The organism is Streptomyces xinghaiensis S187 (genome assembly GCF_000220705.2).
In the GTDB taxonomy this organism is placed as follows: Bacteria; Actinomycetota; Actinomycetes; order Streptomycetales; family Streptomycetaceae; genus Streptomyces; species Streptomyces xinghaiensis.
In genome coordinates this window covers 6,449,022-6,463,259 of sequence record NZ_CP023202.1, presented here as the reverse complement: position 1 = coordinate 6,463,259, position 14,238 = coordinate 6,449,022, and the positions used below count along the sequence as shown (strand labels likewise).

The 14,238-nt window shown below is 73.5% G+C and carries 13 protein-coding genes; 7 read left to right on the top strand and 6 right to left on the bottom strand.

From position 1 onward, the window contains the following. The first annotated feature begins 295 nt into the window (after positions 1 to 295). From SXIN_RS31645 to SXIN_RS27625, 3 genes are all read left to right on the top strand, one after another. A complete protein-coding gene (locus SXIN_RS31645) occupies positions 296 to 493 on the top strand; it encodes a hypothetical protein (RefSeq protein ID WP_019708657.1) in 198 nt (65 codons plus the stop codon). A 285-nt stretch (positions 494 to 778) separates the two neighbouring features. Further along, positions 779 to 1,618: a helix-turn-helix domain-containing protein gene (locus SXIN_RS27630; protein ID WP_039821148.1), complete on the top strand. Its 840-nt coding sequence runs from the start codon at positions 779 to 781 to the stop codon at positions 1,616 to 1,618. Beyond that, positions 1,615 to 1,827, top strand: a complete 213-nt coding sequence (locus SXIN_RS27625) for a DUF397 domain-containing protein (RefSeq protein ID WP_019708659.1) — start codon at positions 1,615 to 1,617, stop codon at positions 1,825 to 1,827. Before SXIN_RS27630 ends, SXIN_RS27625 begins: the two co-directional genes overlap by 4 nt. A gap of 188 nt (positions 1,828 to 2,015) precedes the next feature. On the opposite strand, the gene SXIN_RS27620 is transcribed toward SXIN_RS27625, so the two are convergent. From SXIN_RS27620 to SXIN_RS27610, 3 genes are all read right to left on the bottom strand, one after another. Continuing rightward, positions 2,016 to 2,477 (bottom strand): nuclear transport factor 2 family protein, encoded by a 462-nt coding sequence (locus SXIN_RS27620; RefSeq protein ID WP_019708660.1) that lies wholly within the window; start codon positions 2,475 to 2,477, stop codon positions 2,016 to 2,018. A gap of 139 nt (positions 2,478 to 2,616) precedes the next feature. Further along, positions 2,617 to 3,150: a PadR family transcriptional regulator gene (locus SXIN_RS27615; RefSeq protein ID WP_019708661.1), complete on the bottom strand. Its 534-nt coding sequence runs from the start codon at positions 3,148 to 3,150 to the stop codon at positions 2,617 to 2,619. 168 nt (positions 3,151 to 3,318) lie between these two features. Next, positions 3,319 to 5,340 (bottom strand): NADPH-dependent 2,4-dienoyl-CoA reductase, encoded by a 2,022-nt coding sequence (locus tag SXIN_RS27610; protein WP_019708662.1) that lies wholly within the window; start codon positions 5,338 to 5,340, stop codon positions 3,319 to 3,321. Between the two features lie 348 nt (positions 5,341 to 5,688). On the opposite strand from SXIN_RS27610, the gene SXIN_RS27605 reads away from it, so the two are divergent. Then, complete coding sequence (locus SXIN_RS27605) at positions 5,689 to 7,755, top strand: ABC transporter ATP-binding protein (protein ID WP_019708663.1); 2,067 nt, start codon at positions 5,689 to 5,691, stop codon at positions 7,753 to 7,755. Positions 7,756 to 7,781: 26 nt separating this feature from the next. Here the strand turns inward: SXIN_RS27605 and SXIN_RS27600 are convergent, their stop codons facing one another. After that, positions 7,782 to 9,143, bottom strand: a complete 1,362-nt coding sequence (locus SXIN_RS27600; protein ID WP_095758223.1) for a hemolysin family protein — start codon at positions 9,141 to 9,143, stop codon at positions 7,782 to 7,784. A gap of 314 nt (positions 9,144 to 9,457) precedes the next feature. After that, complete coding sequence (locus SXIN_RS27595) at positions 9,458 to 10,036, bottom strand: helix-turn-helix domain-containing protein (RefSeq protein ID WP_019708664.1); 579 nt, start codon at positions 10,034 to 10,036, stop codon at positions 9,458 to 9,460. 163 nt (positions 10,037 to 10,199) lie between these two features. Between SXIN_RS27595 and SXIN_RS27590 the strand changes: the two genes are divergently transcribed. The 3 genes from SXIN_RS27590 to SXIN_RS27580 all read left to right on the top strand — a co-directional run bounded on the left by SXIN_RS27590 (position 10,200) and on the right by SXIN_RS27580 (position 12,583). Then, the gene (locus tag SXIN_RS27590; protein ID WP_019708665.1) at positions 10,200 to 11,210 is read left to right on the top strand and encodes an alpha/beta fold hydrolase; all 1,011 of its coding nucleotides are present in this window, start codon (positions 10,200 to 10,202) and stop codon (positions 11,208 to 11,210) included. Positions 11,211 to 11,330: 120 nt separating this feature from the next. Continuing rightward, a complete protein-coding gene (locus tag SXIN_RS27585; protein ID WP_019708666.1) occupies positions 11,331 to 12,026 on the top strand; it encodes an SAM-dependent methyltransferase in 696 nt (231 codons plus the stop codon). Positions 12,027 to 12,070: 44 nt separating this feature from the next. After that, entirely contained in the window at positions 12,071 to 12,583 is a 513-nt protein-coding gene (locus SXIN_RS27580; RefSeq protein WP_019708667.1) for a DinB family protein, read from the top strand. 115 nt (positions 12,584 to 12,698) lie between these two features. Here SXIN_RS27580 and SXIN_RS27575 read toward each other — a convergent pair whose 3' ends face one another. Next, positions 12,699 to 14,123: a peptidase C39 family protein gene (locus tag SXIN_RS27575; protein WP_095757696.1), complete on the bottom strand. Its 1,425-nt coding sequence runs from the start codon at positions 14,121 to 14,123 to the stop codon at positions 12,699 to 12,701. Between the last annotated feature and the right edge of the window lie 115 nt (positions 14,124 to 14,238).

Sequence of the window (14,238 nt, the reverse complement as noted above, 5' to 3'; positions counted from 1 at the left end):
GCGCACGCGCGCACCCGTACCCCGGCCCGTGCGCCGGTGCACCCGAGGCAGACGGCGCTCCCCCACCATGGGCACGCGTGTACCGGGCGCGACGAGCCCGAGGACGTTGGACCACGGCCGCGCCGCCCAGCGGCCGGTGTAGCCACCGCATGCCGGGCGGCCATACGGTTCCGGGGGCCTGATCTTGTGTTGCGGCCTCCGATACGGCGCCGGGGGCCGCAGCGGGGAACCGGTCCGGCGACGACCACGCCGGGCTGCCGCATCGCGCCGACCGCAACAGAACAGGGGGACGGACATGGCCGTACTCGTCCTGGCCGGGTTTCTCGTGCTCGTCGCCGGAGGATGCGTCTGCGTCGTGTGGGCGGCGCGGGGCGGCCCGCGCTGGGTGCGCGCGGTTTCCGGAGTGACCTTGGCGGTGGCCCAGATGGTCAGCCTGCTGGGGCGTTCGGGCCGGCGTTCGAGCCTGGGCGGGGGCGGAGGCTCTGACGACTGACACCGCGGTGGGGTGTGCGGCGCCGCAGCGCTCTTCTGTCTCAACTCCCGCGCCGCACGGTCGTCCAGAACTCCCGGTCGGGCCGTGAGCAGCGGCCGAGTCGCCGCTCACCCCGGATTCTGTACGCGCCCGGAGCACCGCCGTACGCAAGGCACGCCGTGACCGGCGCACCGCCCGCCCGTTCTTCCGTGCAGGGGAAAGGAGTTGGGGACAGTGGAGCAACCGAACACGCCAGAGGGCGGAGACGGGTGGGACGAGGCCGCAGAGGACGAGGCGCCTCACGCGCTGGATGCGCGGAACGACGACGGGCCACGGCCGGGGCGGGATTCGGGGACGGGCATCGTCACCGCGTTCGGGCGGCAGTTGAAACTGCTGCGCACGCGGGCGGGGCTGGAACGGCCGGAGTTCGGGGCGCGGCTGAGCTATTCGTCCTCGGCCATCGCCTCCTTCGAGCAGGGCAGGCGCATCCCGCCCGGGAAATTCATCGAGCGGGCGGACGAGGTACTGGGGACGGGCGGGCTGCTCACCGCCCTCAAGGACGAGGTGCAGCGTGCGCAGTACCCGGCCTTCTTCCGCGACGCGGCACGGCTGGAGGCGGAGGCTGTTGAGCTCTGGTTGTACGCCGTCCAAGCTGTGCCCGGGCTCTTGCAGACCGAGGAGTACACGCGGGCACTACTTGCGATGCGTCGCCCGCTGCTGGACGAGGAAATCATCGAACGACGCGTCGCCGCACGCGCTGCACGCCAGACGATTCTGGATCGGTGGCCGGCTCCCTTGATGAGTTTTGTCATTGACGAGGCCGTACTACGAAGGCCGTTCGGTGGGAAGCACGTCCTTCGGGGCGTGCTCGAACGAGTGCTCCACATCGGGGAGAAGAGGAACGTGGAAGTCCAGGTCATGCCGATCGACCGGGAGGACAACGCGGGCGTGGATGGTCCGTTCACGGTCATCACACGCCGGGGTGGTGTCCAGGTGGCATACCTGGAAGTTCAAGGCCGGAGCACCTTGCTGACGCAGGGTGAAGAGGTCCGTACCGTCGCCGCCCGTTATGGAATCATCCGGTCGCAGGCGCTCGATCCCCGAGAAACCCGGACATTCATCGAGAGGTTGCTGAGAGAGACATGAACATAGCCGAGAATTCGGTCGCCTCGTCGGAACTCGCCTGGTTCAAGAGCAGCTACAGCGGGGCAGAGGGCGGGGAGTGCCTGGAGGTGGCTGCGGCCGGAAGCGACGTCCACATCCGTGACTCGAAGGATGTGGCCGGGCCCGTTCTGACGGTGCCGCGCGATGCCTGGGCGGGCTTCGTCGGTCTCGCCGCCGAGCGGTCTCTCTGATCGGCGCGTGACGCACGCGGGCAGAAGCCCTTGCCGCGATGGAAGCCGCGCGGCAAGGGCTTCCCCGTGTGCCCCGGATGGTCGAAGCACGCAGATGCACCCGCGCAACCCCCTGTCAGCATCTGCTCGTCCAGCGCTTCCTCGCCACGCGGGCCCGTCCCCCGGCCCCCGTGCGGCGCGGGGCGGTGTCAGGCGCCGGGCGCCGGGGCCAGGCCGTCCTCCGCCAGGCCCGCCAGGACCGCTTGGCCGAGGGTGACGACGGCGGAGTGCGGGCGGACCATGACCGTGAGTTCCGTGATCAGGCCGGCCTCGTCGAAGGTGAAGAGGTCCATGCCGTGGATCTCCTTGCCGTCCACGGTCGCCCGGAAGATCAGGACGGCCGAGTCGGCTTCCTCACCGGTGGCGTTCCGCTCGGAGGTGCCGGTGAACTCGCCGACGTAGCGGAAGTCCTCGAAGACGCGCATCAGGACGCCCAGCACGCCCATGATCATGGGCCGGCCCTCGAAGGGGCGGAACTTCACCGGGCTGTAGAGGCGGGCATCGGGGGCGAACAGCTCCTCCAGGGTGGCGAGGTCCCGCTGCTCCGCGGCCGCGCGGAAACGCTTCTGGGTCTGAATGGTCTGAGTGGTCTGAGTGCTCTGAGCGGACATGGCTTCTCCTCGTTCCTCTCGCGATGCGCGCCGTCGCCCCGATGGCGGCGGGCGTCGTCCCCGGGCGGCGTGCCCGCGGTTGCCCCGGGCGTGCTTGGGGCTCCCCCGGTGGCGCCGCGTGGGGCGGGCCCGGGGGTGCTCAGGTCGTGCGGAGGCCCGCCAGGGCCTTGGTCAGCCAGCCGATCCAGAAGGTCTCCTGGTCGATGCCGGCCTGGAGGACGAGGTGCCGCAGCCGGTCCGGCTCGTCCGCCGGTGCCTCGCCGAAGTCGCGGCGTTCGATGTCCTCGTACTCGGCCAACTGGCGCCGGTGCAGCTCCAGATGGCGTTCCAGTTCGGCTTCCAGGCCGGCCGTCCCCACCACCGCCGCCGCGCGCATGCGCAGCAGCAGCGGGTCGCGGATCTGCTTGGGGTCCTCCCTGCGGGCCACCCATGCGGTCAGTTCGGCGCGGCCGGCGGGCAGCACCGCGTACTCCTTGCGCTTGCCCTGCGCGGGGCGGTCCGACGGCAGGGCCCGGATCAGGGCCTTCTCCTCCAGGCGTCCCAGCTCGCGGTAGATCTGCTGGTGCGTCGCCGACCAGAAGTAGCCGATGGACCGGTCGAAGCGGCGGGCCAGTTCGAGGCCCGAGGAGGGCTTCTCCAGCAGGGCGGTGAGGATCGCGTGCGGCAGGGACATACGGGCATCCTAGGTACGGTCTCGCGGGCGGCCGCCCCGCCGTCCTCCGTCCCCTCCGGCGGCTGACCGGCCGGTCCGGGGCCCCGCACGCCGCGGCCCGCGGCCGGAGCCGGGGCCGCGGACCGGTGGCCCGCGCCCCCGGTCCGCGGCGTGCGGCGCGTCCGCGTCTCACAGCGCGGCGGCGAGTTCCGTGCCCTGGAGGATGGCCCGCTTGGCGTCGAGTTCGGCGGCGACGTCCGCGCCGCCGATGAGGTGCACCGGGCGGCCCGCGGCGCGCAGTTCCTCGTACAGGCCGCGGTTCGGTTCCTGGCCGGCGCACAGGACGACCGTGTCGACGGGGACGACGCTCGCGGTGCCGTCGACCGTGATGTGCAGGCCCTCGTCGTCGATGCGGTCGTACGCCGCTCCCGCCACCGTCGTCACGCCGCGGTGCTTGAGCTCGGCGCGGTGGATCCAGCCGGTGGTGGTGCCGAGGGTGGCGCCGACCTTGCCGGTCTTGCGCTGGAGCAGGTGCACGGTGCGCGGCGGCCGGGGGCGTTCGGGGGTGCGGAGGCCGCCCGGCTCGCGGTAGTCGGTGTCGACGCCCCACTGGCGGAAGTAGGCGTCGGGGTCGAGGCTCGTCTTCTCGCCGCCGTCGGTGAGGTATTCGGCGACGTCGAAGCCGATGCCGCCCGCGCCGATGACCGCGACGCGGTCCCCGACCGGCGCGCTGTCGCGGAGCACGTCGAGGTAGCTGACGACCTTGGGGTGGTCGATGCCCGGGATGTCCGGGGTGCGGGGGGTGACGCCGGTGGCGACGACGATCTCGTCGTACGCGGCGAGCGCCGGGTCCCCGGCCTCGATCCGGGTACCGAGGCGGACGTCCACGCCGTGCTCCTCCAGCTGGACGCGGAAGTAGCGCAGGGTCTCGTCGAACTCCTCCTTGCCGGGGATGCGGCGGGCCAGGTTGAGCTGGCCGCCGATCTCGTCGGCCGCGTCGAAGAGGGTGACGGTGTGGCCGCGCTCGGCGGCCGACACGGCCAGGGCGAGGCCCGCGGGACCGGCGCCGATCACGGCCACGCGCTTGCCGCGCCGGGTGGGGGTGAGCACGAGTTCGGTCTCGTGGCAGGCCCGCGGGTTCACCAGGCAGGAGGTGATCTTGAGGCTGAAGGTGTGGTCGAGGCAGGCCTGGTTGCAGCCGATGCAGGTGTTGATCGTCTCGGGACGGCCCGCGCGGGCCTTGGCCACGAAGTCGGGGTCGGCGAGGAACGGCCGGGCCAGCGACACCATGTCGGCGCGGCCCTCGGCGAGGAGCCGCTCGCCGACCTCGGGCGTGTTGATGCGGTTGGTCGTGACCAGCGGGACGGAGACCGCGCCCATCACCTTCTCGGTGACCCAGCTGTACGCGCCGCGCGGCACGGAGGTGGCGATGGTGGGGACGCGGGCCTCGTGCCAGCCGATGCCGGTGTTGATGATCGTCGCGCCCGCCGCCTCGACCGCCCGGGCGAGGGTGATCACCTCGTCCAGCGTGGAGCCGCCGGGGACGAGGTCGAGCATGGAGAGCCGGTAGATCAGGATGAAGTCGGGGCCGACGCGCTCCCGGACCCGGCGGACGATCTCGACGGGGAAGCGCATCCGGTTCTCGTACGAGCCGCCCCAGCGGTCGGTGCGGTGGTTGGTCGCCGAGACGATGAACTCGTTGATCAGGTAGCCCTCGGAGCCCATGATCTCGACGCCGTCGTAACCGGCCGACCGGGCCAGCCCGGCGGCGCGGACGAAGGACTCGATGGTCTCCTCGATCTCGTCCTCGGTGAGGGCGCGCGGGACGTTCGCGTTGATGGGGGCGCGGATGGCGCTGGGCGCGACGAGGTCCTGGTGGTAGGCGTACCGCCCGAAGTGCAGGATCTGCATCGCGATCCGGCCGCCCTCGCGGTGCACGGCCTCGGTGACCACCCGGTGCTGCTCGGCCTCCGCCTCCGTGGTGAGCTTGGCGCCGCCCTCGTACGGCCGGCCGCGGTCGTCCGGGGAGATGCCGCCGGTGACGATGAGCCCGACACCGCCGCGCGCCCGCGCCGCGTAGAAGGCAGCCATGCGCTCGAAGCCGCGTTCGGCCTCTTCGAGCCCGACGTGCATCGAGCCCATCAGCACACGGTTGGGCAGGGTGGTGAAGCCCAGGTCGAGCGGGCTCAGCAGGTGGGGGTACGCGGTCATCCGTCGTCTCCTCGCGCGCGGGTGGTACGCCCTTTGTAGAGGACTCCGGGCGCTTGTGCAACTAGTTGCACAAGAGGTCTCCGTCACGCCGGAGCCCGGGTCCGGGTCCGGGTCCGGGTCCGGCACGTCACGGGCCTGTGCTTGTGGACGATCAACCGGCTGGGCGGCCGGGCGAGGGCATTTCGCGACAGACGCGGCACCTCCGCCGGGTCCGGCCCGTTACGTACGGCCCCTCCTGTCCGTTGGACCGAGCATCCGTTTGATTGCGCGTCCACAGCCGGACGGTGTGCGCCCCGCGGCCGCCACCGGAGCCCGGCAGGGCGGGACCGACCACACGAGGGGGATGGGATGACGGCATCGGCACGGACCGGCTCGTCGGAGAACCAGGGGCCGGGCGGCGAGCAGGCCGCGAAACCCGACGGGAGCCCGGACGGCGGCGCCGGGTCCGCCGGCGGCGGCGTCTCGGAGAGTGAGCGGCTGCTGTTCGGCGGGCGGCTGGTGTACGACACGAGCTGGGCCTCGTACGAGGAGACCCGGTACGCCCTCACGCTGCGCACCATGGCGGCCACGCTCCCCCGGCTGATGGGGATGGCCGTGCGGCTGTCCTGGCAGGCCGGGCGGGGGGCCACCGCGGCGGTCGCGGTCGCCGAGATCGGCCGGGGGGTGGCGCAGGCCGTGGGCCTGCTCGGGGTCAACGCGCTGCTCGCGGTGCTGCTCGGACCGGGTTCCCTGGACGGCCGGCTGCGGGAGTCGCTCCCCGTGGTGCTCTTCGTCGCGGGGGCCGCCGCCGTGGGGGCGCTGTGCTCGGCCGCGTCGATCCGGTTCACCGGGCCGCTGGAGCCGCGGGTGGAGCGGCTGGCGCGGGAGATGTACCTGGAGCGGGCGTACCGGGTCGAGATGGCGGCCATGGAGGACGAGGAGTTCCACCGGCTGCTGCAGTCGGCCCAGTTCGGCGCCGACTCGGCGCGGCGGATGGTCGGGCACTGCGTGGCCGTCATCTCCGGTCTGCTGTCGCTCGTCGCGGCGGCCGGGGTGCTGACCGTCCTGCATCCGGTGCTGCTGCCGATGCTGGTGGTGATGGTGGTGCCGAGCGCCTGGGCCTCGCTGACGGTCGCGCGCCGCCGGTACCGGTCGTTCCACCGCTGGCTCCAGCACGTACGGGCCTCCTCGATGCTCTCCCAGCTGCTGACGGACACGGACGCGGCGGCGGAGGTCCGGGTGCACGGCGCGGGCCCGTTCATCCTGGAGCACTTCCGGGGCATGTCGCGGGCCGCGGAGGAGGAGCAGACCCGGCTGGCCCGGCTGGCCGCCCGTACGGGCCTGCTGGCCTCGGCCCTCACCGGGCTGGTCACCCTCGCCACGTATCTGCTGCTGGGCGCGCTGCTGTGGACCGGTGCCATGGCCCTGGCCGGCGCCGGGGCCGCGGTCATGGCGATCCGCACCGGCACCGGCGCCCTCGACGGGCTGATCCGGCGCGTCAACTACCTGCACGAGGAGTCGATGCACGTCGCCGACCTGAACCGGCTGCTGAAGGAGTCCGCCGACCGCCAGATCCCCGTCGGCGGACGGCAACTGCCCGCCCGGGTGCGGGAGATCCGGCTGGAGGACGTGACCTTCGCCTACCCGGGCTGCGAGGACACCCCCGTTCTGCGCGAGGTCGGCCTGGCCATCCCGCTGGGCGGCGTCGTCGCCCTGGTCGGCGAGAACGGCTCCGGCAAGTCCACCCTGGTCAAGCTGTTGTGCGGGCTCTACGCGCCGCAGCGGGGGCGCATCCTGTGGGACGGCGTGGACGCGGCCGACGCCGACCGGCAGGCCGTCTTCGAACGCTTCGCGGTGGTCGCCCAGGACCACTACCGCTGGCCGATGACCGCCCGCGTCAACGTCGCCATCTCCGACACCTCGGTGCCGCTGTGCGAACGGCGGCTGGCCGAGGCCGCCGAGCACGCCGGGGTCGACTTCGTCGACGAACTCCCCCGCCGCTGGGACACCCTGCTCTCCCGCACCTTCAAGGGCGGCCACCAGCTCTCCGGCGGCCAGTGGCAGCGCCTGGGCATCGCCCGCGCCCGGTACCGGGACGGCGAGATCCTCGTCGTGGACGAACCCACGGCCGCCCTGGACGCCAAGGCCGAGGAGCGGGTCTTCCGGCAGATCCGCCAACTCGCCGACGCCGGGCAGACGATCGTGCTCATCACCCACCGCATGGCCTCGGTCCGCCACGCCGACCTCGTCCACGTCCTCCACGAGGGCCGTCTGATCGAATCCGGCCCGCCGGCCGAGCTGCTGACCCGGCCCGGCGGCCACTTCCGCGAGCTGTACGAACTCCAGGCCGCCGCCTTCGGCCGGGAGCAGCGGCCCTCCGGCAACGGCACGCCGAACGGCATCCCGCCCCAGCAGGACGGCGCCGCCCGGGGCTGAGCCCGGCCCCCTCGACCGTCCACGGCTCAGGCCCCGCCCCCGGCCCCGTTCGCGGCCCCGCCCCCGCCCTCCCGGTTTCCGCCCTCCCGGTCCTCGCTCTCCCGGTCGGCGGCGGCCCGGGGGTGGAGCCGGACGCCGGTGACCGCGTGGTGATCCACCTCGGTGACCTCCACCTCCCAGGCGCCCAGGGGGATCCGCTCCCCCGGCGTCTCCGGGATGCGGCCGAGCCGGTCCAGGACGAGACCGGCGATCGTGGTGAACCGCCCCCGTGCCGCCGGGGCACCCACCTCGACCCCGATGTCGGGCAGGTCGTGGACGGGGAAGGACCCCGGCAGAAGCAGGGAGCCGTCCGGCTGCGGCCGCACGGACAGCACGTCGCGGTCCGTCTCGTCGTAGATCTCCCCGACGATCTCCTCCAGCAGGTCCTCGATCGTGACGATGCCCTCGACCGACCCGTACTCGTCGACGACCAGGGCGAACTGCTGGCGGTCCGCCCGGAACCGCCGCAGCGCCTCGGACACCTTGGTGAAGTCGGAGAACACCACGGCCGGCCGTGCCACCTCGGCGACGGGGACGGCGTCATCGCTCGTCGTCAGATCCCTGAGGCGCACCACACCGATCACGTCCTCGAAATGCCCGGCCCGGACCACCGGGGCCCTGGAGTGCCCGGCACCCGCCAACTCGGCGCGCGCCTCCCCCGCGGGCAGCGACGCGGCGATGGTGAACACCGAACGGCGCGGCACCAGCACGTCCCGCAGGATGCGCTCGTGGAGTTCCAGCGCGTTGGCGAGAATCCTGCGCTGCTGGGCCGTCAGCCCGCGCTGGCCGACCACCATGTCCTTGAGCTCCTCCGGAGTCGGGGGTTCCTGCCCCGCCCGCGGATTCCCGCCCAGCAGCCGGACGAGGGCGTTGGTGGACCGGCCCAGGGCCCAGATCACCGGCCGGGACGCGGTGGAGAGCACCGTCAGCGGGGTGGCGGCCAGCAGCGCCCACCGTTCGGCGAACTGCATGGCCAGCCGCTTCGGCGCCAGCTCCCCGGCCACCAGCGTCACGAACGTCAGCACCAGCGTCACCAGGGCGATCGCCACCGGTTCGGCCGCCGCCCCGAGGAACGACAGCCGGGGCACCACCGGCTCGGCCAGGGACACCGCCGCCGTCGCCGACGCGAGGAACCCGGCCAGGGTGATCCCGACCTGGATCGTGGCCAGATACCGGTTCGGGTCCTCGGCCAGCCGCACCAGGCGGGCCGCGTTCGCGCCGCCACCGCGCCGCAGACGCCTGAGCCGGCTCTCCCGCAGCGAGATGAGGGCGATCTCGCTGCCCGCGAACAGGGCGTTCAGCACGATCAGCGCGGCGACCAGCGCCAGTTCCCATCCATAGCCGTCCATGACGGCCACCCTGCCACGCCCCGGGCACGGGTCGGCGGTGCCCTCCGCCGCCCGTCCCCCCGCACCGCTCCGGCGCTGCGCCATCCGGGGGACGGGGCGCGCTGCGGGCGGCGGGCGCACGGGCACGGTCGCCTCGTCCCGCCGTTTCGTCCCCGCATGGCTGTCCGGGCCCGGACGGCGAGCGTGCCCTGCGGCAGTGGCTTCGCCGGGGGGACCCGTTCCGCGGGGCCGGTCATGGCGGGGGGATCACGGCTCCGGAGCGCGCCGGTACGGGTGCCCGGCCGAGGCCGGGTGAGTGCGCCCTGTCCGGCGGGTCATGCGCCGGGCGCCGGCACATGGGCGCGTTCGCCCTGCGGGCCGAACAGGGTGAGCAGTTCCGCGGGCTCGCCGCCGGCGCTGCCGATCCAGTGCGGCACCCGGGTGTCGAACTCGGCCGCTTCCCCCGGCCCGAGGCGGAACTCCTGCTCGCCGAGCACGAGCCGGACCTGTCCCCCCAGGACGTAGAACCACTCGTATCCCTCGTGGGTCTGCAGATTCATGGTGGGCGCCCGGCCCGCGGGCGGGTAGATCACCTTGTACGCCTGGACGCCCCCGGCCCGCCTGGTGAGCGGCACCAGGACCAGCCCGGAACGCCGCACCGGCCGCAGGTGGATGCGCGGGTCCCCGGTCGGCGGTGCCGCGACGAGGTCGTCGAGCGGAACGCCGTGCGCCCGCGCCAGGGGCAGCAACTGCTCCAGCGTGGGGCGGAGTCTGCCGTTCTCGAGCCGGGACAGCGTGCTCGGCGTCAGGCCCGTCTCGGTGGCCAGGTCCTTCAGCGTCGCACCCCGCGCCCTGCGCAGGGCGCGCAGCCGCGGCCCGACCCCCGCCAGGACGTCCTCTCCCGTTCGGCTCATCCCACCATCGTGCGGATCCGCAACTTTTCTTGCAAGTCCGTAACCGGGGTGGAGATGCTGCCCGCGGAGGTGAGGCCGCATGACAACGCATGCCACAACAGCTCACGGGAGCGGAACAGCCGTCAGCCGACCGGCCGGGTCACGGTGGAGGCGGGGCGCGGCCATGGCCGCGGCCGTTCTCGTCCTGACGTCCGCGTGTGCGACGGGCGCCGGACAGACGCGGGACGAGGCACCACACCGTCCGGCCGCCGCGGCCGGTACCGCGTCCTTCGACTCCGCCACCCGCGACGACGCCGAGTTCAACCGCCTGTTCCGCCATGAGTTCGCCCTCGTCGACGGGGTGCGCATGCACTACGTCACCGGCGGAACCGGCGAGCCGCTCGTCCTGCTGCACGGCTGGCCGCAGTCCTGGTACGCATGGCGCGGCATCATGCCGGCGCTCGCCGAGCGGTACACGGTGTACGCGCTGGACCTGCCGGGCCTCGGTGACAGCAGAGGAGCGCCTTCCGGCTACGACAAGGCCACCCTCGCGCGGTACGTGCACGGCCTGGTCGCCGGCGACCTGGGCCTGCGCGACATCCATCTCGTCGGGCACGACTTCGGCGCGGGCGTCGGTTTCCAGTACGCCGCGCAGTACCCGGACGAGGTCGCCCGGTATGCCCATCTGGACTATCCCCTTCCGGGCCCCGGACTCAGCGCCGACCGGTACCGGTCGCTGAGCTGGCACGTCGCCTTCCACGACCAGGAGGCGTTCCCGGAGACGCTCGTGGCCGACGACGTGCGCGAGTACCTCGAACTGTTCTATCCGTACGTCGCCCACGGCGGGACGAGCTTCGGCGGGCCCGGCGCGGAGTCCCCCTTCACCGACGAGCAGGTCGACGAGTTCGCCCGCACCTACCGCCGGCCGCGGGTCCTGAGCGGCGGGTTCGAGCTCTACCGGACGCTGGACCGGGACGAGCGCGACAACACCGCCGCCGCACCGGTCTCCGTGCCGACGATGCTCATGACCGCCGAGGGCCTGCTCGAGTTCACCCGGTCCACCGCCGAGCCCCGCATGTCCCGCATCACGCGGGCCGTCGAGGTGCCCGGAGCGGGCCACTGGCTGGCGGAGGAGAACCCCGCCTTCGTCACCGCCGAACTGCTGGCGTTCTTCGGCGACCGGGCAGTCCGGTGACCACGGCCGTCACACCACGGCCGTCACGGCGGGGAAAGGACACCCCGCCGGTACCGCGGCCCCGGTCCCACGGCACGGCGCGCCCACCCGAGAAGAACCGAGAAGAAGGAGCCACCGCGCATGGACGCCACCCAAAGCCATGACCCCGCCGATCCCACGGGCCCCGAGGGCCCCGCAGACCCCGCTGACCCCGCGGGCAACGAGGCCGAGTTGTTCTGGGAGCGGCACTACGCCACCCGGAGCGGCGGGGGCGGGCGCGTGAACCCCCTGCTCGCCGAGACCGCCGGGCCCCTGCGCCCCGGAGCCGCGCTGGACCTGGGCTGCGGTGCGGGCGGCGACGCCCTCTGGCTCGCCCGGCACGGCTGGCAGGTCACCGCCGTGGACGTCTCCGCCACCGCCGTCGAACGGGTACGCGAGCGCGCCCGTGAACTGGGCGTCGGGGAACGGGTCACCGCCGAACGGCACGATCTGGCCCGGAGCTTTCCGGACGGGCGGTTCGACCTCGTCTCCGCGCAGTACCTCCACACCCCGTTCCCGCTGCCCCGCAGCCGGATCCTGCGCACGGCAGCACGGGCCCTGCGGCCCGGGGGGCTCCTGGTGATCGTCGACCACGGCTCCACCGCGCCCTGGTCCTGGAACCGGGACCCCGGCGTCCACCACCCCGCCCCCGCCGAGATCGCCGCCGAGCTGGATCTCGACCCCGGGCAGTGGCCCGTCCTGCGCGCGGACAGGCCGCGGCGCCGGGCGGCCGGCCCCTCCGGCGAGACGGCGACCGTCACCGACCACGTCCTCGTTCTCCGGCGGACCGGCGGATGAGCGGGCGCCCGACCACACGACACGCCCCGCAGCGGAGGAACGCGATGCCACTCGATCACCCACCGGAAGCCACGGCGCGGACGCGGGACACCGGACCTCCGCGAACCGGCGACGACGAGAAGGCCGTCCTTCTCGGCTTCCTCGAATATCTGCGGCGCTCGGTCGCGGACAAGGCGGCGGGGGTACCGGAACCGCAGGTCCGGACCGCCGGGGTGGACTCGGGAACGAGCCTCCTGGGCCTGGTCAAGCATCTGGCGTGCGTCGAGCGGTTCCACTTCCTGGGCGAGGAGCCCGGGGACTGGGCGGGGACCATGAGGCCGTCCCCCGGGGAGACCGCCGGCGGTGTGCTCGCCGGCTACCGGGAGGCCATCGCACGGGCCAACGAGGTCATCGAAGCCTGTACGGACCTGACCCGCCCCGCGCCCCGGCCCCCGCGGCGGCGGGGGCCGGCGCCGTCGATGCGGTGGGTTCTGGTGCACATGATCGAGGAGACCGGCCGGCACGCGGGCCACGCCGACATCCTCCGCGAGCAGATCGACGGGTCCACCGGGCGCTGACCCCGGCCGCCGGACGGGCGGTCACGCGCGGGGATGCCGGCGCGGGGCCGCCGCCGGGCCCTCCGGTCCGGCGGCGGCCCGGCGGCGGCCCCGCGGCGGCCCGCTCGGCAGCGGCTCAGCAGATGCCGAGCGCGGCCAGGGTCCGGCGCTGGACGGCCGTGGGGCGGGCCGGCCAGTAGAGGTAGCAGATACCGCCCGTGCCGCTCGCCTCCTTGCCGGAGGCGTTGTAGCGCTTGGTGCGCAGCCAGATGTTCTCGAACTGGCGGCGCTTGTAGACGTGGCGCACGGCGTCGTTGCTGTCGCTCGCCGGGTCGTTGGCGATGACGTCGCCGTCCTCCGTGAAGCCGATGAGGCACATCAGGTGGCCCGCGGTGCCGTAGCCGGCGCCGTCGAGCTCCGACTCCAGGAAGGACTGGGACGTTATCACCGGGATGCCCGCGCCGATCAGCTTCTCGACGTCGCCCAGGGAGCCGAGGCGGGTGACGATGCCCTGCATGTCGCGGTACGTCGCGGCGTAGGCGGCGTTGAAGGGCCAGTTGCCGCAGCCGTCGTACTGGTAGTCGAAGGTGTAGCGGGCGGCGTGGCAGACCTGGGGGTCGGCGAACTCCGGGTTGACCCAGGCCAGTTGCTTCTTGGTCGGCTTGCGGCCCCAGTACTCGATGACCATCTGGGACGAGGTGGGGCTGCACCATGCCTCGCCGCCGTTGTCGTACTCGGGGTACTCGCCGATGTGGATGTTCTGCGAGTAGCGCGGCACCTCGAGCTCGCGGGCGGCCCCCGCGCCGGGCGCCGAGGCCGGGACGGTGAAGCGGTCCGGGATGTCGGAGGCCATCGCGCCGAGCCGCCAGACCACCGGGGTGCGGTCGCCGCCCGGCTTGCGGTAGAGGGTGAGCCGCAGCCGGTACGAGGCGAGACGGAGGTCGCCGGCGGAACTGTTGACGGAGAAGGTGTCGGTCCAGATGCTGCTCCTGCCGTCCGACTGGTCGTCGACGGAGGTGCGGCGGATGTCGCCCTCGCCGTCCCCCGCGGCCCAGCGGCCCATCACGTACCAGGGGGTGTCGGTCCCGTCGGTGTAGGTGCCGCGCAGCTCGACCTGGAGCCAGGTGCCGGCCGGGGTGTGGGCGTTCCAGGAGGGGACCACCTCGTTCGCCGGGACGGAGAGCCGGCGCACCGGGCCGGTCCAGGTGGCGTACTCCCAGGTGGCGGTCTGCTGCGTGTGCGGGTCGGTGTAGTCGGTGCGGCCGGCCGGGCGGCCGATGGCGACACCGGGTCTGCGGCCGGTGCGGACGACGGTGCCCTCGGCCGCGCCGCCGCGCCAGTCCGGGGCGGTGGTCCAGCCGTGGTAGTCCACGCGGGGCACGCCCCTCCCGGCGGTGGTGTCGGACGGGTTGGTGACGGCGGTGGCGGTGCCCGGGCCCGCCGGGGCACCGGGGGCCCGGCCTCCGCCGGGTGCGGCGAACGCGGCGGGGGCCGCCGCGGCGCCCGCCGCCGTCGCGAGTGCTGCGGCGAGGAGGGTGCGCCGTGGTGTGGGTGAGGTCATGCGGATTCCCCCAGTCATGGGCCGGTCGGGCCACTGGTCTGCTGCACGGGTACGGGGCTGTGCGGCCCGCGTTGGCGCGTTCCGGCGCCGCCGCGGGGGTCTTCCACTATCCCCG

Coding starts and splice junctions, on each gene's coding strand:
- SXIN_RS27600 (WP_095758223.1), bottom strand. CDS start 9,143: ATGGACGGCTATGGATGGGAACTGGCGCTGGTCGCCGCGCTGATCGTG.
- SXIN_RS27605 (WP_019708663.1), top strand. CDS start 5,689: ATGACGGCATCGGCACGGACCGGCTCGTCGGAGAACCAGGGGCCGGGC.
- SXIN_RS27575 (WP_095757696.1), bottom strand. CDS start 14,123: ATGACCTCACCCACACCACGGCGCACCCTCCTCGCCGCAGCACTCGCG.
- SXIN_RS27590 (WP_019708665.1), top strand. CDS start 10,200: ATGGCCGCGGCCGTTCTCGTCCTGACGTCCGCGTGTGCGACGGGCGCC.
- SXIN_RS27580 (WP_019708667.1), top strand. CDS start 12,071: ATGCCACTCGATCACCCACCGGAAGCCACGGCGCGGACGCGGGACACC.
- SXIN_RS27625 (WP_019708659.1), top strand. CDS start 1,615: ATGAACATAGCCGAGAATTCGGTCGCCTCGTCGGAACTCGCCTGGTTC.
- SXIN_RS27595 (WP_019708664.1), bottom strand. CDS start 10,036: ATGAGCCGAACGGGAGAGGACGTCCTGGCGGGGGTCGGGCCGCGGCTG.
- SXIN_RS31645 (WP_019708657.1), top strand. CDS start 296: ATGGCCGTACTCGTCCTGGCCGGGTTTCTCGTGCTCGTCGCCGGAGGA.
- SXIN_RS27620 (WP_019708660.1), bottom strand. CDS start 2,477: ATGTCCGCTCAGAGCACTCAGACCACTCAGACCATTCAGACCCAGAAG.
- SXIN_RS27610 (WP_019708662.1), bottom strand. CDS start 5,340: ATGACCGCGTACCCCCACCTGCTGAGCCCGCTCGACCTGGGCTTCACC.
- SXIN_RS27585 (WP_019708666.1), top strand. CDS start 11,331: ATGGACGCCACCCAAAGCCATGACCCCGCCGATCCCACGGGCCCCGAG.
- SXIN_RS27615 (WP_019708661.1), bottom strand. CDS start 3,150: ATGTCCCTGCCGCACGCGATCCTCACCGCCCTGCTGGAGAAGCCCTCC.